Consider the following 23,913-nt stretch of genomic DNA (forward strand, 5'->3'; position numbering starts at 1 on the left):
GGCGAGGCGGCGGCGCTTCGCGGTTACGGGACGGGGTGCGGGGACTGCCGAAGGGCGGCGGGGGCGAGGAGGCGGGCGCGGCGCAGGGGCTCCGGGTCGGCCCAGGCCCGTACGTCCACGGCCTCGGGCAGGAAGCCGTGCGCGCGCAGCGCCTCCTCCTGGCGGGCGAGCAGGGCGAGCCGGCCGGCCGACAGGTCCGGGTGGAGGGTGCGGTGGGTGCCGGGCCGGTAGGCGCCGGCGACACCCTCGGCGCCCGCGCCGGTCTCGGCACCGAGGATGCGGGCGACCTCGGCGGGCTCGTCGGCGGCCCAGTCGGCGGCGCGGAGCAGGACGGCGAGGAAGCGGGCCACCAGCTCGGGATGCTCGTCCAGGAGGTCCTGGTGCACGGTGAGGGGGCGCGGGGTGCCGTTGTTGACGCGGTGCGCGGGGTCGGGGAGCTCGTCGAGTTCCACGGCGACCTCGGCTCCGGCGCGACGGGCCGCCTCGACGGCGAGGGCGCCCTTCACGTACACGGCGTCGACCTCGCCCCGGCGCAGTGCGGCCAGCTCGGCCGCCCACTGTCCGGAGTACCCGTCGGCCGGTACGTCGACGAGGACGGCGTCGGCGAGTCCGTACCCCGCCGAGGCGAGGACTCCCTCGAAGCCGCGCAGGGCCATGGCCCGCCAGAAGTCGATCGGCACGGAGTGGCGAGGCACGGCGAGCCGGAGGCCGAGCAGGGCGGCGGCTCCGCGGATCGGGGAGCCGGGGGCGACGAGTACGGCCTGGCGCTCCTCGATCCAGGTGAGGCCGACGAGTCGGGTGCGCTCGCCGCGTGAACGGGCCCACAGCGCCGGCACGTTGCCGCCCTCGCGGAAGAGCCCGGGAAGAGCGTGGGTGAAGTGGGCGGCGCGGTCGGCGCCGGGTTCGGCGTCCTGGAGGGAGCGGACGGCGATCCCGTCCGGGGCGAACTCGCCGGCCAGCCAGCCGCGGTCGGCGGCGACACCGGTGGCGGTGGGGACCGGGCAGCGGGTGAACCAGAGCGTGTCGGGGACGCGGGCAGGGGCAGGGGTCATGGAGGGATTCCCTGGGTGTGGTGGGGCCGGCGCACAGGGGGCCGGGCCGCTCAGTGGCGTGGTGGAGGCGAGGACGCGCGTCGGAAACGCGGCGCGAGGAACGAACGGGCCGGTACGCAGGTCACCGGTGACAGGTCACAGGCCGCAGCGGAAAGAACCCGTGTCAGCGGGAGTGGGGCCGGCGCGGCGAGCGCGTCTCTTCAGGAACCTTCGCCGCCGAGCCGGTGAGCCGGAGGCGGGGTGCGCAGGGCGACGGCGTACGGACGGCTCAGCGACAGGTCGCGGCGGCGACGCGCGCCAGGTCTATGTGGCGGCGCCGGGTGAGTGCGGGAGCCTCGGGAGAGGCGGCGGGAATGGAGCGTGCGGTACGTCGTCCGTTCATCGCGGGCCTGCTCCCTTCGCGTCGTCGCCGCTGTGGTGTGTTGGCCGGAACCCTGCCACGGAAGTTCGGCCCCTCACAACTCGACTCCCACGATGTGGGATTGCGTATGAACAGAGTGTTTCCGACCCCGTCTCCCGCCCGATTCGGCTCCCGCCATGTGGGAGCGTGGGAGCCCGATCACCCACGGGGAGCGAACCCTATGACGACCGAGGCCGGCATCGCCCGACCCCCGGCGGGCGCCCAGGCGGTCCGCCGCGCCCTGGACGTGCTGCACTGTTTCCACGACAACGGGCCCGATCTGAGCGCCTCCGACCTCGCACGCCGGCTCGCGCTCTCCACCTCCACGGCGCACCGGCTGGCACGGACCCTGCTCGGCGCGGGCTTCCTGGAGCAGGACGCCCGGACCGCCCGCTACCGGCTCGGTCCGGCGATGACGGAGCTGGGCCGGCTCTCGTACCACCAGCGGGGGCTGCACCTGGCCACGCCCGAGCTCGCCGATCTGGCCGAACGGACGGGCGCGACGGCGGACTTGGCGCTGCGCAGCGGCCCTCACGTGGTGATCGTGGCGGGCGGTTCGGTGACGCCGAAGGTCGGCCTGCGCCGGCCCCTGCACTCCACGGCGCTCGGCAAGGTGCTGCTCGCCTGGCCCCGCGCGGGCGAGGGCGGCCCGCGCTCCCTGCCGCCGCTGCCCGCGTTCACGGAGCGGACCATCGTCGAACCCCCGGCTCTGACCGCCGAGTTGGCCCGCGTGCGGGAGGCGGGGTACGCCCTCAACGACGGCGAGTCGGCCCACGGGGTACGGACCGTGGCCGTACCGGTTCTGGAGCGGGCGGGGCACGCGCGGTTCGCGCTCGCCGTCCGCGCGACGCCGGAACTGATCACCGACGCGCGGCTCGACTGGTACCTGGCGCAGGCACGGGAGTGCGCGAGGGCGCTGGAAGTCCTGCTCCTGGCCCCGACGGAACGGCGGGACCCCGGAGACCGCACCTGACGACCCCCGCCCCCCACCCGCCAAGTAGGACACAATCCGTCCTACTTGCCGCCTAGCGTTCGTCGCGAGTGGCGGCGCGGACGAAGCCTCGCCGCCCCGCGCGGACGAGGAGTGAGCGACGTGACGATTCTGGTGACCGGTGCGACGGGGACCCTGGGGCGCCGGGTGGTCGAGGGGCTCCGGCGCGAGGGACGGAAGGTGCGGGCCCTCACCCGTACCCCGGCGGGGGCGAGCCGCCTGCCCGGGGACGTGGAGGTGGTGGGCGGCGATCTCACCGACCCGGGGACCTTGAAGTCCGCTTTCGACGGGGTGTCCGCCCTGCACCTGCTCGGAGCCACCGGCTACGACCACGCCCCACTGCGGACCGGCCCGCAGCTCATGGCGATGTGCGCCGCGGCGGGCGTGCGGCGGCTGACGGTCCTCGCCCCGGACGAGGGCGGCGAGTTGGAGCGGGCGGTCCGGGCGAGCGGCCTGGAGTGGACGTTCGTCTGGCCGATCGACCTGATGGCCAACACCCTGGGGTGGGCGGACACCGTTCGCGCCACGGCGGAGGTCCGCGAGCCGTACGCGGGGCGGCGGACCGCCTCGGCCGACGAGGCGGACGTCGCCGACGTGATCACGGAGCTGCTCGTACGGGGTGGTCACGCGGGTCGGCGGCTCGTCGTGACGGGGCCCGAGGCCCTCGCCCCGGCCGACAAGGTGGCCGCGCTCGCGGCGGCGACCGGCCGCGAGCTCCGCTTCACCGACCTGACCGACGACGAGGCCCGTCGCCAGTGGCGGGCCGCGGGATGGCCCGAGGAGGGCATCGACTTCATGCTGCGCATGTGGGCGACCGTGCCCGCGTCGGCGGCCGAGGTGACGCCGGCCGTCGAGCAGGTCCTCGGCCGTCCGCCCCGGAGCTTCGCCCAGTGGGCGACGGTCCACGCCGCCGCCTTCCGCGCCTGACCGCGAGAGGTGCGGCACGCCCGTACGCGCAGATTTCCGCACGGTCGTGCGTTCAGTACGATGGGGGCATGAGCGGCAGCACGGGAAGCACCACCACCGGGACCGGCACGCGCGCCGGCTCCGGTACCAAGACGGACGGACGGGTCGAGCGCGGCAACCAGACGCGACGCCTCGTCCTCGGCCGCACCATGGACATCGCGTCCGTCGAGGGGCTCGAAGGCCTGTCCCTCGGCCGGATCGCGACCGAGCTGGAGCTGAGCAAGAGCGGTGTCTTCGCGCTCTTCGGTTCCAAGGAGGAGCTCCAGCTCGCCACCATCAGGGCCGCCGTCGCCGTCTTCGCCGAGCAGGTCGTCGCCCCCCTGAAGGACGTGCCGCCGGGGGCATCCCGTGTGCGCGCGCTGTGCCGGAACTGGCTCACGTACTCCTCGGGGCGGGTCTTCTCAGGCGGCTGCTTCTTCTACGCGGTCTCGGCCGAGTTCGATGCCCGTACGGGTCCGGTGCACGACGCCGTGGCCCGGGCCCGCATCGACTGGAACGCGTACATGGAGCGGAGCCTGTCGGAAGCCCGCGCGGTGGGCGACTTCACCGAGGACCTGGACGTGGAGCAGCTGGCCTTCGAGGTGATCGCCCTCATGGAGGCGGCCAACGCGCAGTCCGTGCTGCTCGGCGACACCCGCGCGTACGGTCGCGCCGAGCGGGGCGTCACGGCCCGGCTGCGTTCCTCGGCCACGGAGAAGGGCCGCGAAGCCCTTGTCGATCCGGCCTGACCCGCACACGTGCAAGGCTCCTTCCTCTCACGCCCCCGCACTCCCCGCATCCCGGGCCAGCCGCCCGGCTACGGCGCACTCGCCGATCGAGTGAGGGCGGGGTGTCGCTCGCGCGCGCGACCGGACGCACCCGCAGGGTGAGCGCGTCGGACGGAATCGTCGGCAACCCGCCTCCGGTCCGCTCCGGCCCGTGAGAGGAGCGCGTATGTCCGACTCGGACACTCCGCCAGGCGCCCGCCGCAGACCCGCCCTGCGAAGAACACTCACCTCGATGGCCGCCCTCGCGGCCTCGCTGGCCACCGCCCTGGTGCTGCCCGGCGCCGGACTGTCCTCCGCACCCCCCGCGTACGCCGACAGCGCGGGGGCACGGGACATCCGTACGGCCCCGCCGGGCACCGTCCTCACCTGGGGGAACAACGCGCGCGGTCAGCTCGGCGACGGCAGCACCGCCGGGTCGAGCAGCATCCCGGGACGAGCCTGCGGAAACGCGACCTGCACCACGCCGCTCGGCAAGATCGTGCAGGTCGCGGGCGGTGATGACCACAGCATCGCCCTCCTGGAGAACGGTTCTGTCATCAGCTGGGGCGCCAACCTCAGCGGCCAGCTCGGTGACGGCACCCACACCGACCGCACCACGCCCGTCAAGGTGTGCGCCGTCGGCGAACCGGCGCCGTGCACGTCCTTCCTGGACGGCGTCGTCGCCGTCGCGGCCGGCGACGTCCACAGCCTCGCGCTGCTCACCGACGGGACCGTCGTGTCCTGGGGCAACAACGGCTTCGGCCAGCTCGGCGAGGGCAGTGCGGTCAACCACGAGACGTCGCCGGTCCGGGTCTGCGCCGTGGGCGGGACCGCCCCGTGCACGTCGTACCTGAGCAATGTCACCAGCATCGCCGGTGGATACCAGCACAGTCTCGCGCTGCTCTCCGACGGCCACGTCCGCTCCTGGGGCCTCAACGACGACGGCCAGCTCGGCGACGGCACCACCATCTTCCGCACCTCCCCCGTGCCGGTCGCCAGCCTGTCCGACGTGGTCTCCGTCGCGGCCGGCACCGTTCACAGCATCGCGGCGCGGAGCGACGGCTCCGTCTTCACCTGGGGCTCCGGAGCGGCCCTGGGCGACGGCACCGGCGCGGTGGCCACGACCCCCGTACAGGTCTGCGCGCTGGGGCAGTTCGCGCCCTGCGGCGCCTTCCTCTCGGGGGTGAGGTCCGTGGGGGCCGGCGCCTACCACAGCCTGGCGGCCCGCAGTGACGGCACCGCCCTCGCCTGGGGGTACAACGCCAACGGCCAGCTCGGCGTCGGGGACACCTTCGTACGACTCGTCCCGGTCCAGGTGTGCGCCCCCGGCGGCTGCGCGGGGGTCCTGACGGGCGTCACCGCCGTCGCCGGAGGTCCGAACGGCCTGCACAGCCTCGCGCTGCGCTCCGACGGCTCCGTGCGCGCGTGGGGTGCCAACGCATCCGGCCAGCTCGGCGACGGCACCAAGACCGAGCGCCACACCCCCTTCCGGGTCTGCGCCATCGGCGAGACCTCGCCGTGTCTCCGGTACCTCGAAGGCATCACCGCGATCGCCGCCGGCAACACGCACAGCATCGCCGTGTTCCGGCCGCTCGCCGACCTGGCCACCTCCATCGCGGCGAGCCCTGAGCCGGTGGCCGACGGGGGGATCCTCACCTACACGGTCCGGGTCCGCAACCACGGCCCGAACGCGGCGCAGGACGTGGTCCTCACCGACAACCTCCCGGCGAACGTCCGCTTCACCTCGGCCACGCCGTCCACCGGCACGTGCGACACCCCGCCGGCGGGCAGTACGGACACCGTGACCTGCCGCTTCGGCACCCTGGCCAGCGGCGCGACGGCCACCCTCACGCTCAGGGTGATGGTGCGCTCGACCGGGGCCGTCACGAACGGGGCCTCCGCGACCGGCACCACACCTGATCCCCGGTCCGGCAACAACTCGGCGACGATCACCACGCCGTTGGACTGACTCCGTCGCGTGTCGTGACCGCCGGTTCCGTGGCGGAGCCGGCGGTCGCGAAGTCCACCGCCTCGGCCACGACGCCCGGATCCGTGAGGATACGGCGGTGGCCGAGGCCCTGGGTGACGACGAGCCGGGCCCGGTCGCCGTGGGCGCGGGCCAGGCGGCGGCCCTGGACGACCGGGACCATGTCGTCGGCCTCGTCGTGGAACAGCAGGACGGGGAGGTCGAGTTCGGCGGGTGACCCGTCGGCGTCGAACCGGTCCCAGATCCCGGGCTCGCCGGGCGCGACCCGTCGCTCGACATGGGCGCGCATGCGCCGGATCACGAGCTCGTCCACGCCGAAGCCGGCCCGGAAGCCCGCAAGGAGCATGGTGAAGGAAGAGACGCCGCCCAGCCCCACCAGGCGATCGGCGCGGACGCCGTCGCGGAGGGCGAGGTGGGTGGCGAGGACGCCGAAGGAATGGGCGACGACGGCGTCGAAGTCCCCGTGCGCGGCGTGCAACTCCCGGATGATCGCGCGGTATTCGATGATGTTGCTCGCCCTGCCCGAGGACTCGCCGTGGCCCGGTGCGTCGAAGGCGACCGGGCTGTAGCCGCGCTCGATCAGCGCCTCGGCGAAGGCGGTGAGCCGTGAGGCGCGCGAGGACCAGCCGTGGACGAGCAGGACCGGCCTGCGCCCGTCGCCCCAGGCGTACGTGACGACGTCCTTGCCCCGGACGCGGAGGCGTTCCGTACGGGCGGCGGCGAAGAGCGTCTGCTCCTCGGGACGCTGCCGGGCCCGGCCCAGCGGGCGGACGAAGAGGTGGAAGGCCAGGCGTCCGGCCGGTCCTGGGGCGACGCGGGCGGCGGTGTTCAGGGCGGTGCGTACGAGCGGAGCCATCGGGTACATGCCGGGATCTCCTCGGTCGGCCAGGATGTGCGAAAAATGTTAGCACGACCGTTCGTGTTGTTTTAGGATCGGAGAGACAGAGCGGGCCGGCCCCCACCCGGAACGGGTCGGCCCGCCCTGTCACGCCTCTTCGGAGGGTTCCTTCTTCGCGCGGCTCGGCTGGACCCGCTTCGGTTCGCCCGGCATCTTCGGGTACTCCGGCGGATACGGCAGGTCGCCGAGCCCGTGCTCCGCCTCGTCCCGCCGGGCCAGTTCGAGCAGGGACTCCAGGCTGAACCGCTCACCGTCCATGTCGGCGTGGACGTCGCCGAGTTCGGCGTACCGGACCTGCATCGTCCTGATGTCGAAGTCGCGCGGCACGGCGTCGTCGATCTCGTCCCACCGCAGTGGCGCCGAGACGGGCGCGTGCGGGCGCGGACGTACCGAGTAGGCGGAGGCGATGGTCCGGTCCCGGGCGGTCTGGTTGTAGTCGACGAAGATCCGCTCACCGCGCTCCTCCTTCCACCACTTCGTGGTGACCTGCTCCGGCATCCGTCGCTCCAGCTCCCGGCCGCAGGCGATGGCCGCCCTTCTGACCTGCGTGAAGGTCCAGTCGGGCGCGATCGGCACGAAGACGTGGATCCCGCGGCCGCCCGAGGTCTTCGGCCAGCCGCGCAGTCCGTGCTCGTCGAGGACGGAGCGCAGCTCGTGGGCGGCGCGGACGGCGTCGGCGTACTCCGTGCCGGGCTGCGGGTCGAGGTCGATGCGGAGTTCGTCGGGGTGGTCGGTGTCCTCCCGCCGTACGGGCCAGGGGTGGAAGGTGACGGCGCCGAGATTGGCGGCCCAGAGCACGGCGGCCGGCTCGGTGGGGCACATCTCGTCGGCGGAGCGGCCGCTGGGGAAGGTGATGTGGGCGGTGGGGATCCAGTCGGGCAGGTACTTCGGGGCCCGCTTCTGGAAGAAGGACTCGCCGGTCACCCCGTCGGGGTAGCGCTCCAGGGTGGTGGGCCGGTTCCGCAGGGCGCGGGTGATGCCGTCGCCGACGGTGAGGTAGTAGGTGACCATGTCGAGCTTGGTGTAGCCGGGTTCGGGGAAGTACACCTTGTCCGGGTTCGAGACCCGCACGGTCCGGCCGCCGACTTCCAGTTCCATCGCTGCTGCCTTGCCTGCCATGCCGGTCAGCCTAGGGTTCGCCGACAAGTCCCGCATACCGGACAATCGACCCATGGATCTGCCGGTGATGCCGCCCGTGAAACCGATGCTCGCCAAGTCCGTGAAGCGGATTCCGCCCGGGATGCAGTACGAGGCGAAGTGGGACGGCTTCCGCGCGATCGTCCATCGCGACGGGCCGGAGCTCGTCATCGGCAGCCGCACCGGCAAGCCGCTGACCCGGTACTTCCCCGAGCTGGTCGAGGCGCTCGCGACCCGGCTGCCGGAGCGCTGCGTGGTCGACGGCGAGATCGTGATCGAGCACGACGGCCACCTCGACTTCGACCGGCTCAGCGAGCGGATCCACCCGGCCGACTCCCGGGTCCGCATGCTCGCGGAGACCACTCCGGCGCGGTTCGTCGCCTTCGACCTGCTCGCCCTCGGGGACGAATCCCTGCTGGACGTGGGGATGAGCGAGCGGCGGGAGGCCCTGGAGCGGGTTCTCGACGGGGTCGACGCCCCGGTCCATCTGGCGCCCGCGACCCGGGACGTCGAGGTGGCCGCCCGCTGGTTCGAGCAGTACGAGGGGGCGGGGCTCGACGGGGTGATCGCCAAGCCGCTCGACCTGCCGTACCGGCCGGACGCCCGTCTCATGTACAAGATCAAGCACGAACGGACGGCCGACGTGGTCGTGGCCGGCTACCGCTTCCACAAGAGCGGGCCGGTGGTCGGGTCGCTGCTGCTCGGCCTGTACGACGACGTTGGCGTCCTCCAGCACGTCGGCGTGTGCGCCGCCTTCACCGCCGCCCGGCGCGCCGAGCTCGTCGAGGAGCTGGAACCGCTGCGCATGGATCCGCCGGACGGGCACCCGTGGGCGGCGTGGACGGACGAGTCCGCGCACGAGGGCGCCCGGCTGCCGGGTGCGCCGAGCCGCTGGTCGGGCAAGAAGGACCTGTCGTGGGTGGCGCTGCGGCCGGAGCGGGTGTGCGAGGTCGGGTACGACCACATGGAAGGCGACCGCTTCCGCCACACGGCCCAGTTCAAGCGCTGGCGCCCGGACCGGACGCCGGAGTCCTGTGGCTACGGGCAGTTGGACGAGCCCGTCTCGTACGACCTGACGGAGATCCTCTCGTAGGGCACGTCGCATACGACGAGCACGCACGGAATCACCGTGGGCGGAAGCCGCCGGAACCGCGAGTGAGATGGTTCACATTCCGCGGCCCGCCACCTCCACCCAACACCCCCTCATCGAGAAGATGTTCGACGAACGTCTTCTCGATGCGCGGGCTTCGCCGTGCCGCGCAAGAGCCGCCGACCACCCCCGCACCTGCGGGAACGCAGCAAGGCGGTGCCGGCCGCCGGCGCACCTCCCGCTCCCCAGCCGGGAGTCTTCCCCGCCCGCGGGGCCTCCCGTCGTCACGCCGTCGCGACAGCCCCGTGCCGGAACCCGAACGGCGATCCGGTACGTATGGAGGTGGAGACACTCCGCACCCTCCCCGGACCCACAAGGACTGCCCCGTGATCGCCTCTCCCTCGCCCCTCGTCCCCGTACCGATCCCCGACAGCGTGGCCGCACTGATCGGCGCCTGTCTCCCGCTGCACGTCCTCCAGGCCGAGGTCGACGCGGACTGCGCGGCGCGCGAGGTGTACCGGTTCCGGGGGCCGCTCTGCGCGGAGGACCGGGCGGACCGCGAGCACGCCCTCGCGGCGCTGGCGCGGGCCAACAAGATCCTCGCCAAGCACCATCCCCAACTGCCTGTCACCCCCTGACCCAGTACACCTGTTCGGCCGTCCCCCGCATGCACGAGGCCGGTGGCGGTGTGACGCTGCGAAGGTGACCACGACCAGCGACGCAGTGCCCGCGCCCCCGGCCGCCACGACCGAGCCACCCGTGCTCGACAAGCGCCGCCGCAACATCGTGTTCGGCACGATCATGCTGGGCGTCCTCCTCGCCGCCCTCGACCAGACGATCGTCGGCACCGCCCTGCCCACGATCGTCTCGGATCTCGGCGGCGCGGCCCACATGTCATGGGTGGTCACCGCCTATCTGCTCGCCGAGACGGTCGCGACCGTCCTCGTCGGCAAGTTCGGCGACCTGTTCGGCCGCAAGGTGATCTTCCAGATTTCGGCGATCATCTTCATCACCGGCTCGTTCCTCTGCGGGCTCGCCACGAACATGACGCTGCTGATCGTCTGGCGCGGTCTCCAGGGCATCGGCGCCGGCGGCCTCATGGTCACCTCGATGGCGCTCATCGCCGATGTGATCCCGCTGCGCGAACGCGGCAAGTACCAGGGCGCGATCGGGGCCGTGTTCGGTGTCTCCACCGTCATCGGCCCGCTCCTCGGCGGACTGTTCACCGACCATCTGAGCTGGCGCTGGGCGTTCTACGTCAATGTCCCCATCGCGATCCTGGTCGTGATCGCCGCCGCCCGCACGATCCCCTCCGTACGCTCCGCGAGCCGCCCCGTCATCGACTACGCCGGCATCGCGTTCGTCGCCGCCGGCTCCAGCGCCCTGATCCTCGCGACCAGTTGGGGCGGCAACGAGTACGCGTGGACCTCCGGCGTCATCATCGGGCTCTTCGCCGGCGGCCTCCTCGCACTCGCCCTGTTCTGCTGGGTGGAGACCCGGGCGGCCGAACCCATGCTGCCCATGCGGCTGTTCGCCAACCCGGTCTTCACCGTCTGCTCCGTGCTGAGCTTCGTCGTGGGCTTCGCCATGCTCGGCGCGATGACCTTCCTGCCGACCTATCTCCAGTACGTCGACGGGGACTCGGCGACCGTCTCCGGCATCCGCACCCTCCCCATGGTCGTCGGACTGCTCATCGCGTCGATCTTCAGCGGCAACGTCGTCAGCAAGACGGGCCACTACCGGATCTTCCCGATCGTCGGCTGTCTGGTGATGGGCATCGGCCTCTTCCTGCTCTCGCTCATGGGACCGGAGACGGGCACCTGGCTGGAGTCGCTCTACATGTTCGTACTCGGCGTCGGCATCGGCCTGTGCATGCAGGTCCTGACCATCGCCGTGCAGAACACCGTCGACTACGCCGACCTCGGCACCGCGACCTCGGGCGTCACCTTCTTCCGTACGCTCGGCAGCGCCTTCGGAACCGCCGTCTTCGGCACGATCTACGTCAACGCCCTCACGCCCAACCTCACGGCGGGGGTCGCCGACGCGGCGGCGATCGCCGGGAGCCTCGGCATCGACCCGGCGGGTCTGGCGCAGGCGGCGCAGAGCCCGGCCGGGGTGCACGGCCTGCCCGCCGAGGTCGCGGAACCGATCGTGCACGCCTACGCGGACACCCTCCACACCGTCTTCCTGTGGACGGTGCCGGTCGCCGCGATCGGGTTCGTCGTGGCCCTCTTCCTCAAGCAGGTGACGCTCCGCGACTCGGCCCGCGCCGCCGCACCGGACATGGGCGACGGGTTCGCCTCCCCCACGATGTCCGGCGACTCGGCGAAGCTCCTCGAACTGTCCGTCGGCCGGATCCTCCGCACCATCGACTTCGACACCGCCCGGCGGATCGTCGGCTCGTCCGACACCCGGCTCGACACGGCGGGAGCCTGGGCGGTGATGCAGGTCGAGCTCTTCACCCGGACGGTCGGGCACGCCAGCCTCGGCCTGATCGCGGCCGGGCGGCGGGTGCCGCCCGAGGTGATCCTGCCGGTCTTCGACCGGATGGTCGACGAGGGCTTCCTCACCCGGGACGGCAACCTGCTCTCGCACACCCCGGCGGGCGAGCGCGAGGCGGGGGTGATCACCCGGGCCTGGGGCGACTGGCTCTCCGACCGGATCGAGCAGGAGCGCGGCCGACCGAGCGGTCCCGAGCTGCGGGTGGCGACGGACGCCATCGCGAAGAAGATCGTCGCCGAGGACCTGGCGAGCGGACTCCCGGGGCGCCGGACGGAGGACCGGGCCGTATCCGTGACGCGGTGACGCGGTGACGCCGCCGTCGCTGCTCGGTGAAGACGCCGAGCGCCATCCGGTGAAGACGGCTGGTGCTATTCGGTGACGTCGCCGTCCACGTACACCCAGGCACCCTCGTGGCGGGCGAAGCGGCTCCGCTCGCGCATCGCGCCGGGCTCGCCGCCGTGGACGTAGCCCGCCGCGAAGGTGACGGTGCCGTGCTGGTGGAAGGCGGTGCCGTCGGTGGTCTCCTGGATCTCCAGGCCGGTCCAGCGCAGCGCCGGGTCGAAGCCGACCTCGCCGGGGCGGGTCTCCGGCGCCCAGGTGCGCAGCAGGTACGCCTCGTCGCGGACGACGAAGGCGCTGTAGCGGGAGCGCATGAGCAGCTCCGCCGTCGGCGCCGTGCCCGCCGTTCCGCTGTGGAGACGGCCGCAGCACGCGCCGTACGCGGCATCGAGGCCGCAGGGGCAGGGGGAGTCCGCGGTGACGGCCGGGGACGTACGGGGACGGGTCTTGCGTCGGGACATGCCGCCATTCTCCCCCACGCCGCGGGCCCGGCCTGATCGGCACGACACCCCCAGGGGCGCGCGGGCCCCGCGCCCGACATGTGGACGGCGCCGTGGACGCCCGCCCGTCGTCCCGCTGTCGGCGGGGTGCGCGCGAGTAGCGTACGGGCATGAAACTGACGATTCTCGGAGGCGGCGGATTCCGGGTGCCGCTGGTGTACGGCGCCCTCCTCGGCGACCACGGCCAGGGGCGGGTCACCCACGTCACCCTGTACGACCTCGACGAGGGCCGCCTCTCGGCCATCGCCAGGGTGCTCGTGGAACAGGGCGAAGGGGTGCCGGACGCGCCCGTGGTGACGGCGACGACCGACCTCGACGAGGCGCTGCGCGGGGCCGACTTCGTGTTCTCCGCGATCCGGGTCGGCGGCCTGGAGGGCAGGGCGGCGGACGAGCGGATCGCCCTCGCGGAAGGGGTGCTCGGCCAGGAGACCGTCGGGGCGGGCGGTATCGCGTACGGCCTGCGGACCGTGCCCGTCGCGGAGCACATCGCCCGCAGGGTCGCCGCACTCGCCCCGGACGCCTGGGTCATCAACTTCACCAACCCCGCCGGGCTCGTGACCGAGGCCATGTCCCGGATCCTCGGCGACCGGGTCGTCGGCATCTGCGACTCCCCCGTGGGCCTGGGCCGCCGCGTCGCCCGCGTCCTCGGCGCGCACCCCGACGAGGCGTGGATCGACTACGTGGGCCTCAACCACCTGGGCTGGCTGCGCGGTCTGCGGATCGGCGGTCGTGACGAACTCCCCCGGCTCCTCGCCGACGAGGAGGCCCTCGGGTCCTTCGAGGAGGGCAGGCTGTTCGGCCCGGAGTGGCTGCGCTCACTCGGCGCCGTCCCCAACGAGTACCTGCACTACTACTACTTCAACCGCGAGGCCGTGCACGCCTACCGGACCGCGGAGCGCACCCGCGGCGCCTATCTGCGCGACCAACAGGCCGGTTTCTACGAGGAGATGGGCAAGCCCGACACGCCCGCCCTGGACACCTGGCACCGGACGCTCGCCGACCGTGAGGCCACCTACATGGCCGCCAACCGCGAGGCCGCCGGAATCGGCGAACGCGACGAGGAGGACCTGGAGTCGGGCGGTTACGAGAAGGTGGCGCTCGCCCTCATGCGGGCGGTCGCGCGCGACGAACGGGCCACGCTCATCCTCAACGTGCGCAACGGCTCCACGCTGGCCGCGCTCGACGCGGACGCCGTCATCGAGGTCCCCTGCTTCGTGGACGCGAACGGCGCGCACCCGGTGTCGGTGGCCCCGCTGCCGTACCACGCCGTCGGTCTCGTGACCGCGGTGAAGGCGGTGGAGCGGGAGGTGCTCGCCGCGGTGGAGAGCGGCTCGCGGGCGACGGCGGTCAAGGCGTTCGCCCTGCATCCGCTGGTCGACTCGGTGTCGGTGGCGCGACGCCTGGTGGAGAACTACACGGCGGAGCACGCCGGTCTGGCCTATCTGCGGCACTGAGCGGCACCGAAGCGACGCGGAGGATTCACGGATCCGTCGTGGTGCAGTACGGCTGACGAACATCTTTACGGGATCAGGGGCGCGGCCTAGGCTCGCGCCCCATGACCTCACAGCGTCGCAAGGGAGCACGGAGAGGCCTGGCCCGCCTCGTCGCGGTCTGTCTGCTGGCCGTCGGACTCGTGGGAACGGGACCGGCGGCCGCCGAGACCCCGACGACGGCCGACGGGCCGGTCGTCGTCCCCGTCCAGACGACCGGGCCCGCGGACCGGCGGTTCAACCTGGTGTTCATGGGCGACGGCTACACGGCCGCGGAGATGCCGGCCTTCCGGGCCGACCTCGAGCGGCATCTGAACACGCTGTGGAGCATCGAGCCCTTCGCCTCGTACCGCTCGTACGTCAACGTGTGGGCGGTGGAGGCACCTTCGGCCCAGTCCGGCGTGGACTGCGACCCGGGCCTGGCGGCACCCGCCCGCGACACCGCCCTCGACATGGGCTTCTGGGGCGGCTGCAACCCGGACAGCGTGCAGCGACTGCTCACCGTCGACAGCGCGAAGGCCGGCGCGCTCGCCGATCTCGTCCCCGGCACGAGTCGCGCCAATCGGCAGATCGTCGCCCTCGCCCACAGCTCCACCTACGGTGGCGCGGGCGGGAGTTACGCCACGGCGTCCGGCGGCAACGCCCTGTCCTCCCTCATCACCCCGCACGAGATAGGCCACTCGCTCGGCGGCCTCCAGGACGAGTACGACTACTACGCGCGCGGCGTACCGGGCGGGACCTACTCGGGACCGGAGCCCGGCTCCACGCACCACACCCTCCTGACGGAGGTTCAGATGCGGGAGCAGCGGGCCAAGTGGTGGCGCTGGCTGGGCGAGGAGAGCGAGTCGGGCGGGGTCATCGGCCGCCACGAGGGCGGCCTGTACAGCACGAAGGGCGTCTGGCGGCCCAGCCGGCACTCCCTGATGAAGACCCTCGGCTACGCCTTCGACCAGGTGGAGCGCGAGGTGATGGTCCGGGCGATCTCCGCGAAGGTCGACCTGGTCCAGGACCACACGCCCGACAGCGCGCCGATCGGCGCGGACCGGACCGTGTGGGTGGACACCCTGCACCCGGTCGGTGGTGAACTCGCCGTGACCTGGCGGCTGGACGGGCGCGACCTCACCACCCGCGGCGCGCGCACGATCGACCTGCGGAGGCTGGACCTCTCCCCCGGCACGCACACGCTCACGGCGACGGTCACCGACCCGACGCCCTTCGTGCGCGACCCGGCCGTCCGCGCCTCGACGGCGCTCACCCGCACGGTCGACTGGACGGTCGACACCTCCCTCACGACCCGGAAGACGCCGGTGAAGGCCGCGTTCACCGGTCACACCCCCACCGGGGACCCGGTCGGCGCCCGGACGGTCGTCCACGCGGACACCACACACCCGACGGACAGCACCCTCGCCGTGCAGTGGCGCCTGGACGGCCGAACCGTCCACCCGGCGGGCGGCAAAAGCCGCAACGACCGTGACCTGGACCTGGGTTCACTGGACCTCACGCCCGGCACGCACCGGCTGACGGCGCGCATCCCGGGCACGGAGGAGCAGGTGAGCTGGACGGTCGACGCGCGTCCGGCCACGTCCTCGTACGAACTGTCCACGCCTCTGCGCACCGTGCGGCGCCCCGGGCTCCCCGTCGAGTACGTCTACGACGGGCCGTTCACGATGCGGCTGACCGCGCGCGACGACCAGGACGGCGCCGTGGTGAGCCAGTTCCGGGTCGACGGCGACGGCTGGTACACGTACTACGGCTGGCCGACGGACGCCGACGCGCCCTTCCGCTTCTCGCCGAGCGGTACGGTGATCGACGACCTCGTGTACGGGAAGCTGGGCCGGAGCCGGGCGGTGCCGTGGGACGACGCGACCCCGGACTACGGCACGCACACGGTCGAGTACCGCACGATCGACGCGGCCGGGAACGTGAGCCGGGCGCGGAGCTTCCGCGTGACGCTGGTCGCCCCCCTGGCTCCCTAGCCCGCGCGCCCGCCGATCGCCCGGGCGCAGGCGAAGGCCCGCGGACCTCCCCTCGGTCCGCGGGCCTTCGCGCGCACTGTTCAGAGACCTCGTCAGGGCTTGCGGGCCACGGCGGCCCACCCCGGGATCGGGTCGTCGCCCTGGACCGGGACGGGCTCGCCCAGCTCCGGGTGCCACTCGGCGGTGAGCGAGACGCCCGGCTCGACGAACTCCAGGCCCTCGAAGAACGCGGCGAGTTCGTCGCGCGAGCGGGGCCGCAGGGTCAGTCCGCGCGCCTTGTACATGGCGCTCGCCTTCGCGGCGCCCTCCGGGTCGAAGTCCCCGGTGACGTGGGAGAGGACGACGTAGCTGCCCGGGGCCAGCTTGTCGACGAGCTTGGCGACCAGGTCGTAGGCCCCGTCCTCGTCCCCGACGAAGTGCAGCAGGGCGAGCATCGACAGAGCGATGGGCTTGTCGAAATCAAGGACCTTTCCGGCCCTTTCGAGGATGATCTCGGGCTCACGGGCGTCCGCCTGGATGTACTCGGTGGCCCCTTCCGGGGTCGAGCGCAGCAGGGCGGCCGCGTGCGCGAGCACGATCGGGTCGTAGTCGCAGTAGACGATGCGGGACTCCGGCGCGGCCCCCTGCGCGATCTGGTGCAGGTTGGGCTCGGTCGGGATGCCCGTACCGACGTCCAGGTACTGCCGGACGCCGTGGGCGCTGAGCCAGCGGATGGCGCGGTGCATGAAGGCCCTGTTGACTCGGGCCATGTCCCGGCCCCGGGCGTCGACGGTGAGCAGCTGCTTCGCCATCGCCTCGTCGACCGGGTAATTGTCCTTGCCGCCCAGGAACCAGTCGTACATGCGTGCCGGATGCGGCTTGCTGGTGTCGATCCGTACGGATGCGGGGTCCTGGGTCATCGGCTCTCCTGGTCGGGACGAACGAGTGGCACTTCAGCAAGAGTTACGCGACGGAGCGGGCGAGGCGGAAGGGTCAGGTGAGCAGAAAGTCAGCCTGACCGGATTTGGCCCCCTGGATGAAAGCGGCGATCTCCCCGTGGGTGTAGATGAGCGCGGGTCCTTCAGGGTCTGCGGACTGTCGCACGGCGACTCTGCCGTCGGCCAGCTTCATGGCCTCCACGCAGTTGCCCCCGTTCCCGCCGCTCCAGGGCTTGTGCCAGCCATCGGCACCGAGCTCAGCGGCGGGCATGCCGTTGTATATGCGATCCATTCACAGCTCCTTGCGGAGATCCCGGAGAATCTCCTTCGTGCGTTGTGCAGTCGCGGCCTGAGCCGCCATGCGGTCCATGACCTCCAGGTGGGATGCCACCTCGGGGCGCGCGTCGAGATAGACGGCGCCGGTCAGGTACTCGCTGTAGACCATGTCCGGGAGTTCGGGCATGGCGAAGCGGAAGAGGACGAACGGTCCGTAGGTGCCGGGGTGGTGGCCGGACGCGAACTCCGCGATCTGCAGGGTGACGTTCGGCAACTCGGACGCTTCGAGCAGCCGGTCCAGCTGGTCGCGCATCACTTCGGGCCCGTCACCGACCGGTCGGCGGAACACCGTCTCGTCCATGATCACCCAGAACTTCGGGGCGTCGTCCCTCGTCAGCAGGGACTGGCGCTCCATCCGTAGGGCTACATGACGCTCGGCGTCCTCGTCCTTGCCGGCATCGCTGCCGCCGACCGCCCCGCTGCGCAGAATGGCTCGGGCGTAGGCCTCGGTCTGCAGGAGACCGGGGATGAACTGGGGTTCGTACGCGCGGATGAGGCTGGCCGCCCCCTCCAGGCTCACGTACATGGAGAACCAGCCGGGCAGCACGTCGTGGAACCGCTGCCACCAGCCCGGGAGGTTGGCCTCTTCCGTGAGGGCGACGAAGCCCTCGGCCTCGGCGTCCGTGATCCCGTACTCCTTCAGCAGGAGTTGTACGTACGGGACCTTCAGTGCGACCTCGGCCGTCTCCATGCGCCGGACGGTGGCCGGGGCCACCCGGAGGATCTTGGCCGCCTCTTCCCTCTTCAGGCCGGCACGCTCCCGCAGATCCTGCAGACGCCGGCCGAGAACGACCTGTCCCACCGTGGGGGCGGACCGCGGCTCGCTCACTCTCAGACCTCCCCGACGCACTGTTTCGACGAGTGTGCCACGAAGCCGGGCCGTAGAGAACACAGCACTCTGCAATTTTCAGAGTGCCACTTGCCAAGTGTCCGAGTCAGGAGGACAGTGTTCCGGTGAACCAGTACACGCTGCCGCCGTGCGCCACCGCGCCACGGGGGCAGCGCCGTACGGCAGTCCTGCCCACTGTTGTGAGGAACCGGTCGTGGCTTCTGGTAACGCGCAGCCTTCAGGTCTCATGAGCCCTCGAGTCATGGCCCAGCGCCCGGAACCCCTGACAGACACCGGCACCCGCACCGATGGCGTACGCCGCTTCGCGTTCGAGCTCCCCGCCCTGACCGCCTCGGTGGCGCGGGCCCGCCGACTCGCGGAGGAGCGGCTCATCCTCTGGGGCTGCGGCCCCGGCATACGCGACACGGTCGCCCTGGTCGTCTCGGAACTCGTCACCAACGCCGTCGTCCACACCGCGAGCGGCCGGGTGGTCTGCGAACTCCGCGAGGGCGAGGACACCTTGCGCATAGCGGTACGCGACGAGGGCGGCCCTGCGGGACCGCGGATGCGCGACTGCGGCGAGGACGAACGCGGCCGCGGACTGCTCATAGTCGACGCGCTGTGCACCGCCTGGGGCGCCGACCGCACCGGGCACGGCACGGCGCAGATCGTCTGGGCGGAGCTGGCCCACGGCATGGGGGAACCGTGCTGAGGTCGGTGGCCACCCTCCTGATCCCCCGGTCGGCCCGCAGGCCCGCGGAGAGCACGACGGTCCCGCGCCAGCGCGGTGCCTCGGACCCCAGGGGACCGCACGGCAGGGCACTCGGCTCCACATCGCCCGGCTCCGGCACCCTCGACTCCCCGGAACTCGGAGCGACCCGCCTGACCGTCCCCGCCGGCCTGTACACGGGCCTCGGCTGCGACGCCGTCGGCGTCCCGGCCCGCTTCGGCTTCAAGATCCTCTCCCGCCTCCCCGCCAAGGGCTGCGTCTACGCCGACACCGACTGGTGGTGGTGGCTCGTCCCGGCCGGCTCCGACCTGGACCTGACCTGGCCGCTGCCCGCCTGTTACGCACCCGGCGCCGAGGTCCCGGACCGCGGGCCCCGCCTCGTCCACCACCCCGACGGCACCTCCCCCTACACACCGCCGATCCCCCTCTACCTGCTCGCCTGCCAGCTGACGGGAATCGCCCCCGCCTGGTCCACGCCCCCGGCGCCCCCCGTACGCAGTGCGCTCTGACACTCAGGGGCGATGACCGCATAGGCTCGGGACCATGTTCACCCCGCAGGGCCCCAGCCTCCGCGAGCTGACCGTCCAGGCCCTCTCCTCGGTCGAGCACGGTTACGACCTGCTCGCGAACAAGTTCGACGCGACCCCTTTCCGCACCTCCGACCGCCTCCTGACCGCGGTGGCCGACACCCTGGAGGAGCTCGGCCCCTTCGACTCGGGGCTCGACGTCTGCTGCGGCACCGGCGCCGGACTCGGCGTCCTCCGCTCCGTGTGCGCGGGCCGCGTCACGGGCGTCGACTTCAGTACGGGCATGCTGACCCGGGCCCGCCGCGCCCACCCGACGGCCACCCTGGTCCGCGCGGACGCCCTGGCCCTGCCGTTCGCCCCGGTCTTCGACCTGGCCGTCAGCTTCGGCGCCTTCGGCCACTTCGTCCCGGACGCCCAGCGCACCCTCTTCACCCAGGTCCACGCCTCACTCCGCCCCGGCGGCACCTTCGCCTTCCCCCTCCCGGCCCCACCCCGGGTCGGCTCGCGCCTCTACTGGACGCTGTGGGGCTTCGACGCCACGATGCGCGTCCGGAACGCTCTATGGCGCCCGCGGTTCGTCATGTACTACCGCACCTTCCGCCTCACGGACGTCCGCACCCGCCTGGAAGAAGCGGGATTCGACGTCTCCCTGACCCCGATCGAACCCCTGGGCAGACAAGACGACGGCAGCCCCCACTGCCGCCTGGTGGTGGCCCGAAAGCGCGCCGAGTGATCTTGCCCGAAACCGCTGGCACGGGCGTCGTGCACCCTGCCAGAGTCGGGGCATGGCTGAGGAGAAGACCGAGGACCTGTCCGTCGCCGCGCTGGTGCGGCAGCGCTGGGGCACGGCGATGCCCGGTCCGCTGCTGCCCCGCTTCGACGAGCCCGGCTGGAGCTACGAGGAGCAGGTCCCACACCCGTGCCCCGACTGCGCCGGACCGCTGCACACTCTCCGCAGGCCCTACGAGTCGGGCGGCCGGATCTACCGGTACGTCGCCCTCGTCTGCCCCGCGTGCCCCCGGGCCCTCACCCTCACCGACCTGGGGCTGAAGACATACGACCAGCTGGGGGCCGCACCGACGGCGACCGGCGGTTCCGTGACCGCGCCCCGCGCCCACCGGGGAGGGCCACCCCTCACCGTCCCCGCCCCCAGGCCACCGCGGGCGACCTCGCCGGCAGCGGCGGGCACATCCCACGGCGGATGGCCGGACGACCTCCCCGTGCCGGAGAGCCCCGAGCGGCGTGCCCTGCTGTGGCACAAGGTGACGGACCCCGTGTGGCGCCCGTCCGCCGCCGCCGTCAAGGCCGCCGACGACGTACGGGTGATCCTTCCGGAGGGGCCGCGCTTCAGCGCCCTGCGCACCCACCTGACCGAGGAGGCCGTACCGTTTCGCACCGCGCGGTACTGGATCGAGTCGGAGCACATCGGCACGCTCAATGACCTCGGCGGCCCCACGGACCTGGTCGCGCATCCCGTCCGAACGACCGGGGCAGTCTCCACACCGGTCACCGGCCCCGGGTCCCACGCCGCCCGGGACTCCTTCGCAGGGCAGTGGGACACCCTGGAGGACCTGCCTCCGGGCACGGCCGGCGACGCCGGGTACGTCCCCGTCACCGACCTGATCCCCACGGACTGGGCCCGGCTGCTCCCACACCCCCGGTTCAACCCCGCGCAAGCCGACGCGGTACCCGCCGTCCTCGCGGACGACGCCCCCCTGGTCGTCGTCGCACCCACCGGCGCGGGAAAGACCCCCATCGGCATGGTCGCCGCGCTCAAGGCCCACGCCTCCGGGCGCAAGGCCGCCTGGCTCGTCCCCCAGCGCTCCCTGACCGACGAACTCGACCGCGACCTGGCCCTGTGGCGCGACAACGGGCTGGTCGTGGTCCGTCTCACCGGGGAGTTCGCCGTCGACGCCGAGCTGATCCGGACCGCCGACATCTGGGTGGCGACGACCGAGAAGTTCGAGTCCATCTGCCGGACCGGCTCCCTGCGCGACGCGCTGGCCGAAGTCGGCTGCCTGATCGTCGACGAGATCCACCTCCTCGGCGACCCCAGCCGCGGAGCCGTGCTCGAAGCACTCCTCACCCGGGTACGCAGGGACACCGCCCAGGTCCGCATCGTCGGGCTCTCCGCCACGGTCGCCAACGCCGACGAGGTCGCCGACTGGCTCGGTGCCCGGCTGCTGCGCACCGCCTGGCGGCCCACGCGGCTGACCTGGCAGCTTCCCGTCCTGCCCACGGCCGAGGCCCGGAGCTGGACCGAACGCGCCGCCCTCCGCACCGCGGCGACGGTCGGAATCGCCCGCGACATCGTCGCCGACGGAGGCAGCGTGCTCGTCTTCTGCGGCAGCAAACGCCGGGTACGCTCGACCGCCCTCGCGCTCGCCGCTGACCGCGGCGTGCCCACAGCCGGTGTCGACGCCGACGACGCCGACACCGTGGAACGGCTCTGCACCAAGGCGGGCGTACGGCTCCACTACCGCGACTGGCCCTTCAAGCGTGAGGCCGAACGCGCCTTCCGCGCACGCGAGGCCGATGTCCTCGTCGCGACCTCGACCGTCGCCGCGGGCGTCAACCTGCCCGCCCGCGCGGTCGTCGTCGCCGACACCACCATCGGGCAGGAACGCATGGAGGTGTCGATGGTCCAGCAGATGTTCGGCCGTGCCGGCCGGGTCGGCGCGGGCGAGCGCGAAGGCTGGGCCTTCCTGCTCGCCGAGGAGAACGAACGCGCCCACTGGCAGGCGCGGCTCGCGGTCGGCTACACCGTGCGGTCCCGTCTTGACGAACGTCTCCCTGACCACCTGCTCGCGGAGGCGGTCCAGGGCAGCGTGACGTCCCTCGCCGACGCCGAGGAATGGTGGGCCGAGTCCTTCGTCATGCATCAGGGCCACGACTCCCACGACCCCGTGCACGAGGCCGCCGCCTTCCTCGCCACGGCGGGGCTGCTCGCCCCCTCCGAGTCCGGGCCGGACGCCGACGCCGGCACGAGCGCCTGGCGCCCCACCGCCCTCGGCACGCTGACCAGCCGCTTCATGGTCGACGCCGAACTCGCCTCGGAGATCGGCTCGGTCCTCCGGCGCGTGCCCGAACCCGACTCCCCCGACGCCGCCGAGGACCTCCTCGCGGACGTCCTCAGCACCCGGCTGCCCGCCCTCGAACAGGCCCCGTTCTCCGACCGGTCACGCCGCGCGCTGATCGAAGTGCTGCGCAGCGGCGCTCTCGGAAACCACGACGCACCCCAGGCGGACGGCACGGAGGAACCCCCGCTGATCGCCGGAGACCTGGCCCGGGCGGTACTGCTCCTGATCGCCCACCAACCCCGGCTCTTCCGCACCCACTCCGGCTACGTCCTCGGCATCCCGGTCGAAAGCATGACCAACATCTTGGAGGAAGCCCGCCGCTACCTCGGCTGGCTCGGCGCCCAAGGCCCCCTCGGGACAGTGCCTCCCTGGGTCGCTGTGGTCGCCTCGGACCTCTCGCAGCGCATCCGCTGGCGCTCCCTCGGCCCCACCCGCGGCGCGGGCCGCCTCCTCTGGATCTGCGAACGCATGGCCACCGCCCCCTTGGCCCCGCACCTGGTCCCCCGCCTCTGGCGCGCCGCCCTCGACCTCGGCCTCGGCTCACCCGACTGGCCCGGCACGACACCCCCTCGCGACTGCGCGCTCTCCCCCTCCGCCTACTTCGCCCTGCTCGCCGAACGCGCGACAGGCCTGACTCCCGACCCGGCGGCGTCCGGCTGCGGCGACGTCGTCTTCACCCGCGGCGACCGCCTGGCCTCGGGCTGGCTCGCGTCCTACAACTCCCTGTGACCCATGGTGGTCCGTGCCCGGTGTCGTGGGTGACGACCACGGCGCCGGAGTCGTCGGCGATGGCCGCGGTCAGGGGAGCTGGGGGAACCCCGGCCTGTCGTCCTCCGCGCAGCGATCAGGCCTTCTTGACCACGCTGGACTTGAGCTGCATCGCGCCGAAGCCGTCGATCTTGCAGTCGATGTCGTGGCCGTCGACGCCGTCGACCAGGCGGATGTTGCGTACCTTGGTGCCCGCCTTGATGCCGGACGGGTTGCCCTTGACCTTGAGGGCCTTCACTACCGTCACCGTGTCGCCGTCGGTGAGCACGTTGCCGACGGCGTCCTTGATCACGCGCTCGCCGGCCGCGGCCGTACCGTCACCGTCCGTCGCGCCGTCGGCCGCCGGAACCCACTCGTGGCCGCACTCCGGGCACACCACCAGGTCGTTCATCTCGTACGTGTACTCGCTGGAGCACTGGGGACACGGGGGAAGGTTCTCGATCACTCCCCCAGGATAGGCGCCCGGCGTCATCGCCATCCCGGCCGCTCGCCCGGCCTGTGGAAAACGAGAAGGGGGGGGGGGGGGGGGGGGGGGGGGGGCGGGGGGGGGGGGGGGGGGGGGGGGGGGGGGGGGGGGGCGGCGCGGGGCGCGGTGGTGCACTGATGCTCCTTCCGGCCGTGCAAGGTTGAAGGAAACTTCCAAGGAGTCACG

General features: G+C 72.6%; 22 protein-coding genes. 13 read left to right on the forward strand and 9 right to left on the reverse strand.

Annotation, left to right across the window (positions count from 1 at the left end):
- Positions 1-23: 23 nt before the first annotated feature.
- A complete protein-coding gene (locus tag ACIBG6_RS37255; RefSeq protein ID WP_399227205.1) occupies positions 24-1,052 on the reverse strand; it encodes an ABC transporter substrate-binding protein in 1,029 nt (342 codons plus the stop codon).
- Positions 1,053-1,320: 268 nt separating this feature from the next.
- On the reverse strand, positions 1,321-1,434 hold the full coding sequence (locus ACIBG6_RS37260) for a putative leader peptide (RefSeq protein WP_399227206.1): 114 nt from the start codon (positions 1,432-1,434) through the stop codon (positions 1,321-1,323).
- 199 nt (positions 1,435-1,633) lie between these two features.
- Between ACIBG6_RS37260 and ACIBG6_RS37265 the strand changes: the two genes are divergently transcribed.
- From ACIBG6_RS37265 to ACIBG6_RS37280, 4 genes are all read left to right on the forward strand, one after another.
- A complete protein-coding gene (locus ACIBG6_RS37265; RefSeq protein ID WP_399227207.1) occupies positions 1,634-2,425 on the forward strand; it encodes an IclR family transcriptional regulator in 792 nt (263 codons plus the stop codon).
- Between the two features lie 120 nt (positions 2,426-2,545).
- The gene (locus ACIBG6_RS37270; protein ID WP_399227208.1) at positions 2,546-3,370 is read left to right on the forward strand and encodes an NAD(P)H-binding protein; all 825 of its coding nucleotides are present in this window, start codon (positions 2,546-2,548) and stop codon (positions 3,368-3,370) included.
- Between the two features lie 68 nt (positions 3,371-3,438).
- Entirely contained in the window at positions 3,439-4,137 is a 699-nt protein-coding gene (locus ACIBG6_RS37275; RefSeq protein ID WP_399227209.1) for a TetR/AcrR family transcriptional regulator, read from the forward strand.
- A gap of 205 nt (positions 4,138-4,342) precedes the next feature.
- Positions 4,343-6,124, forward strand: coding sequence for a hypothetical protein (locus ACIBG6_RS37280; RefSeq protein WP_399227210.1), 1,782 nt, complete (start codon positions 4,343-4,345; stop codon positions 6,122-6,124).
- Here the strand turns inward: ACIBG6_RS37280 and ACIBG6_RS37285 are convergent.
- Positions 6,105-7,007 (reverse strand): alpha/beta hydrolase, encoded by a 903-nt coding sequence (locus ACIBG6_RS37285; protein WP_399227211.1) that lies wholly within the window; start codon positions 7,005-7,007, stop codon positions 6,105-6,107. The two genes, ACIBG6_RS37280 and ACIBG6_RS37285, sit on opposite strands and share 20 nt — an antisense overlap.
- 120 nt (positions 7,008-7,127) lie before the next feature.
- Entirely contained in the window at positions 7,128-8,159 is a 1,032-nt protein-coding gene (ligD, locus tag ACIBG6_RS37290; RefSeq protein WP_399227212.1) for a non-homologous end-joining DNA ligase, read from the reverse strand.
- A gap of 52 nt (positions 8,160-8,211) precedes the next feature.
- On the opposite strand from ligD, the gene ACIBG6_RS37295 reads away from it, so the two are divergent.
- The 3 genes from ACIBG6_RS37295 to ACIBG6_RS37305 all read left to right on the forward strand — a co-directional run bounded on the left by ACIBG6_RS37295 (position 8,212) and on the right by ACIBG6_RS37305 (position 12,072).
- Complete coding sequence (locus tag ACIBG6_RS37295) at positions 8,212-9,270, forward strand: ATP-dependent DNA ligase (protein ID WP_399227213.1); 1,059 nt, start codon at positions 8,212-8,214, stop codon at positions 9,268-9,270.
- Positions 9,271-9,653: 383 nt separating this feature from the next.
- Complete coding sequence (locus tag ACIBG6_RS37300) at positions 9,654-9,905, forward strand: hypothetical protein (RefSeq protein ID WP_024761539.1); 252 nt, start codon at positions 9,654-9,656, stop codon at positions 9,903-9,905.
- A 64-nt stretch (positions 9,906-9,969) separates the two neighbouring features.
- Positions 9,970-12,072 carry an MDR family MFS transporter gene (locus ACIBG6_RS37305; protein WP_399227214.1) on the forward strand — a complete coding sequence of 701 codons (2,103 nt, stop codon included), beginning with the start codon at positions 9,970-9,972 and terminating at the stop codon, positions 12,070-12,072.
- Between the two features lie 65 nt (positions 12,073-12,137).
- Here ACIBG6_RS37305 and ACIBG6_RS37310 read toward each other — a convergent pair whose 3' ends face one another.
- Complete coding sequence (locus ACIBG6_RS37310) at positions 12,138-12,569, reverse strand: YchJ family protein (RefSeq protein WP_399227215.1); 432 nt, start codon at positions 12,567-12,569, stop codon at positions 12,138-12,140.
- Positions 12,570-12,718: 149 nt separating this feature from the next.
- On the opposite strand from ACIBG6_RS37310, the gene ACIBG6_RS37315 reads away from it, so the two are divergent.
- Together ACIBG6_RS37315 and ACIBG6_RS37320 are read left to right on the forward strand one after the other, a co-directional pair.
- A complete protein-coding gene (locus ACIBG6_RS37315; RefSeq protein ID WP_399227216.1) occupies positions 12,719-14,062 on the forward strand; it encodes a 6-phospho-beta-glucosidase in 1,344 nt (447 codons plus the stop codon).
- A 101-nt stretch (positions 14,063-14,163) separates the two neighbouring features.
- Positions 14,164-16,074: a M64 family metallopeptidase gene (locus ACIBG6_RS37320; protein ID WP_399227217.1), complete on the forward strand. Its 1,911-nt coding sequence runs from the start codon at positions 14,164-14,166 to the stop codon at positions 16,072-16,074.
- 92 nt (positions 16,075-16,166) lie between these two features.
- On the opposite strand, the gene ACIBG6_RS37325 is transcribed toward ACIBG6_RS37320, so the two are convergent.
- The 3 genes from ACIBG6_RS37325 to ACIBG6_RS37335 all read right to left on the reverse strand — a co-directional run bounded on the left by ACIBG6_RS37325 (position 16,167) and on the right by ACIBG6_RS37335 (position 18,156).
- Positions 16,167-16,973 carry an SAM-dependent methyltransferase gene (locus tag ACIBG6_RS37325; RefSeq protein ID WP_317600773.1) on the reverse strand — a complete coding sequence of 269 codons (807 nt, stop codon included), beginning with the start codon at positions 16,971-16,973 and terminating at the stop codon, positions 16,167-16,169.
- A gap of 73 nt (positions 16,974-17,046) precedes the next feature.
- Positions 17,047-17,283 carry a DUF397 domain-containing protein gene (locus tag ACIBG6_RS37330; protein WP_055640502.1) on the reverse strand — a complete coding sequence of 79 codons (237 nt, stop codon included), beginning with the start codon at positions 17,281-17,283 and terminating at the stop codon, positions 17,047-17,049.
- Positions 17,284-18,156: a helix-turn-helix domain-containing protein gene (locus ACIBG6_RS37335; protein WP_399227218.1), complete on the reverse strand. Its 873-nt coding sequence runs from the start codon at positions 18,154-18,156 to the stop codon at positions 17,284-17,286.
- A 262-nt stretch (positions 18,157-18,418) separates the two neighbouring features.
- Between ACIBG6_RS37335 and ACIBG6_RS37340 the strand changes: the two genes are divergently transcribed.
- The 4 genes from ACIBG6_RS37340 to ACIBG6_RS37355 are packed head-to-tail and all read left to right on the forward strand — an operon-like array spanning position 18,419 to position 23,222.
- On the forward strand, positions 18,419-18,868 hold the full coding sequence (locus ACIBG6_RS37340) for an ATP-binding protein (RefSeq protein WP_399227219.1): 450 nt from the start codon (positions 18,419-18,421) through the stop codon (positions 18,866-18,868).
- Positions 18,862-19,395 (forward strand): hypothetical protein, encoded by a 534-nt coding sequence (locus tag ACIBG6_RS37345; protein WP_399227220.1) that lies wholly within the window; start codon positions 18,862-18,864, stop codon positions 19,393-19,395. The genes ACIBG6_RS37340 and ACIBG6_RS37345 overlap by 7 nt, the downstream gene beginning before the upstream one ends.
- 34 nt (positions 19,396-19,429) lie before the next feature.
- Positions 19,430-20,146 carry a class I SAM-dependent methyltransferase gene (locus tag ACIBG6_RS37350; protein WP_399227221.1) on the forward strand — a complete coding sequence of 239 codons (717 nt, stop codon included), beginning with the start codon at positions 19,430-19,432 and terminating at the stop codon, positions 20,144-20,146.
- Positions 20,147-20,198: 52 nt separating this feature from the next.
- Positions 20,199-23,222 (forward strand): DEAD/DEAH box helicase, encoded by a 3,024-nt coding sequence (locus tag ACIBG6_RS37355; RefSeq protein ID WP_399227222.1) that lies wholly within the window; start codon positions 20,199-20,201, stop codon positions 23,220-23,222.
- Between the two features lie 115 nt (positions 23,223-23,337).
- Here ACIBG6_RS37355 and ACIBG6_RS37360 read toward each other — a convergent pair whose 3' ends face one another.
- Entirely contained in the window at positions 23,338-23,706 is a 369-nt protein-coding gene (locus tag ACIBG6_RS37360) for a zinc ribbon domain-containing protein YjdM (protein ID WP_399227223.1), read from the reverse strand.
- Between the last annotated feature and the right edge of the window lie 207 nt (positions 23,707-23,913).

Source organism: Streptomyces sp. NPDC050842 (assembly GCF_044456565.1).
Lineage (GTDB): Bacteria > Actinomycetota > Actinomycetes > Streptomycetales > Streptomycetaceae > Streptomyces.

Excerpts from the sequence above, each read along its gene's own strand:
- ACIBG6_RS37340 (WP_399227219.1), top strand. The coding sequence starts at position 18,419 with ATGGCCCAGCGCCCGGAACCCCTGACAGACACCGGCACCCGCACCGAT.
- ACIBG6_RS37320 (WP_399227217.1), top strand. The coding sequence starts at position 14,164 with ATGACCTCACAGCGTCGCAAGGGAGCACGGAGAGGCCTGGCCCGCCTC.
- ACIBG6_RS37295 (WP_399227213.1), top strand. The coding sequence starts at position 8,212 with ATGGATCTGCCGGTGATGCCGCCCGTGAAACCGATGCTCGCCAAGTCC.
- ACIBG6_RS37265 (WP_399227207.1), top strand. The coding sequence starts at position 1,634 with ATGACGACCGAGGCCGGCATCGCCCGACCCCCGGCGGGCGCCCAGGCG.
- ACIBG6_RS37310 (WP_399227215.1), bottom strand. The coding sequence starts at position 12,569 with ATGTCCCGACGCAAGACCCGTCCCCGTACGTCCCCGGCCGTCACCGCG.
- ACIBG6_RS37330 (WP_055640502.1), bottom strand. The coding sequence starts at position 17,283 with ATGGATCGCATATACAACGGCATGCCCGCCGCTGAGCTCGGTGCCGAT.
- ACIBG6_RS37260 (WP_399227206.1), bottom strand. The coding sequence starts at position 1,434 with ATGAACGGACGACGTACCGCACGCTCCATTCCCGCCGCCTCTCCCGAG.
- ACIBG6_RS37285 (WP_399227211.1), bottom strand. The coding sequence starts at position 7,007 with ATGTACCCGATGGCTCCGCTCGTACGCACCGCCCTGAACACCGCCGCC.
- ligD (WP_399227212.1), bottom strand. The coding sequence starts at position 8,159 with ATGGCAGGCAAGGCAGCAGCGATGGAACTGGAAGTCGGCGGCCGGACC.
- ACIBG6_RS37275 (WP_399227209.1), top strand. The coding sequence starts at position 3,439 with ATGAGCGGCAGCACGGGAAGCACCACCACCGGGACCGGCACGCGCGCC.
- ACIBG6_RS37350 (WP_399227221.1), top strand. The coding sequence starts at position 19,430 with ATGTTCACCCCGCAGGGCCCCAGCCTCCGCGAGCTGACCGTCCAGGCC.
- ACIBG6_RS37255 (WP_399227205.1), bottom strand. The coding sequence starts at position 1,052 with ATGACCCCTGCCCCTGCCCGCGTCCCCGACACGCTCTGGTTCACCCGC.
- ACIBG6_RS37355 (WP_399227222.1), top strand. The coding sequence starts at position 20,199 with ATGGCTGAGGAGAAGACCGAGGACCTGTCCGTCGCCGCGCTGGTGCGG.
- ACIBG6_RS37325 (WP_317600773.1), bottom strand. The coding sequence starts at position 16,973 with ATGACCCAGGACCCCGCATCCGTACGGATCGACACCAGCAAGCCGCAT.
- ACIBG6_RS37315 (WP_399227216.1), top strand. The coding sequence starts at position 12,719 with ATGAAACTGACGATTCTCGGAGGCGGCGGATTCCGGGTGCCGCTGGTG.
- ACIBG6_RS37280 (WP_399227210.1), top strand. The coding sequence starts at position 4,343 with ATGTCCGACTCGGACACTCCGCCAGGCGCCCGCCGCAGACCCGCCCTG.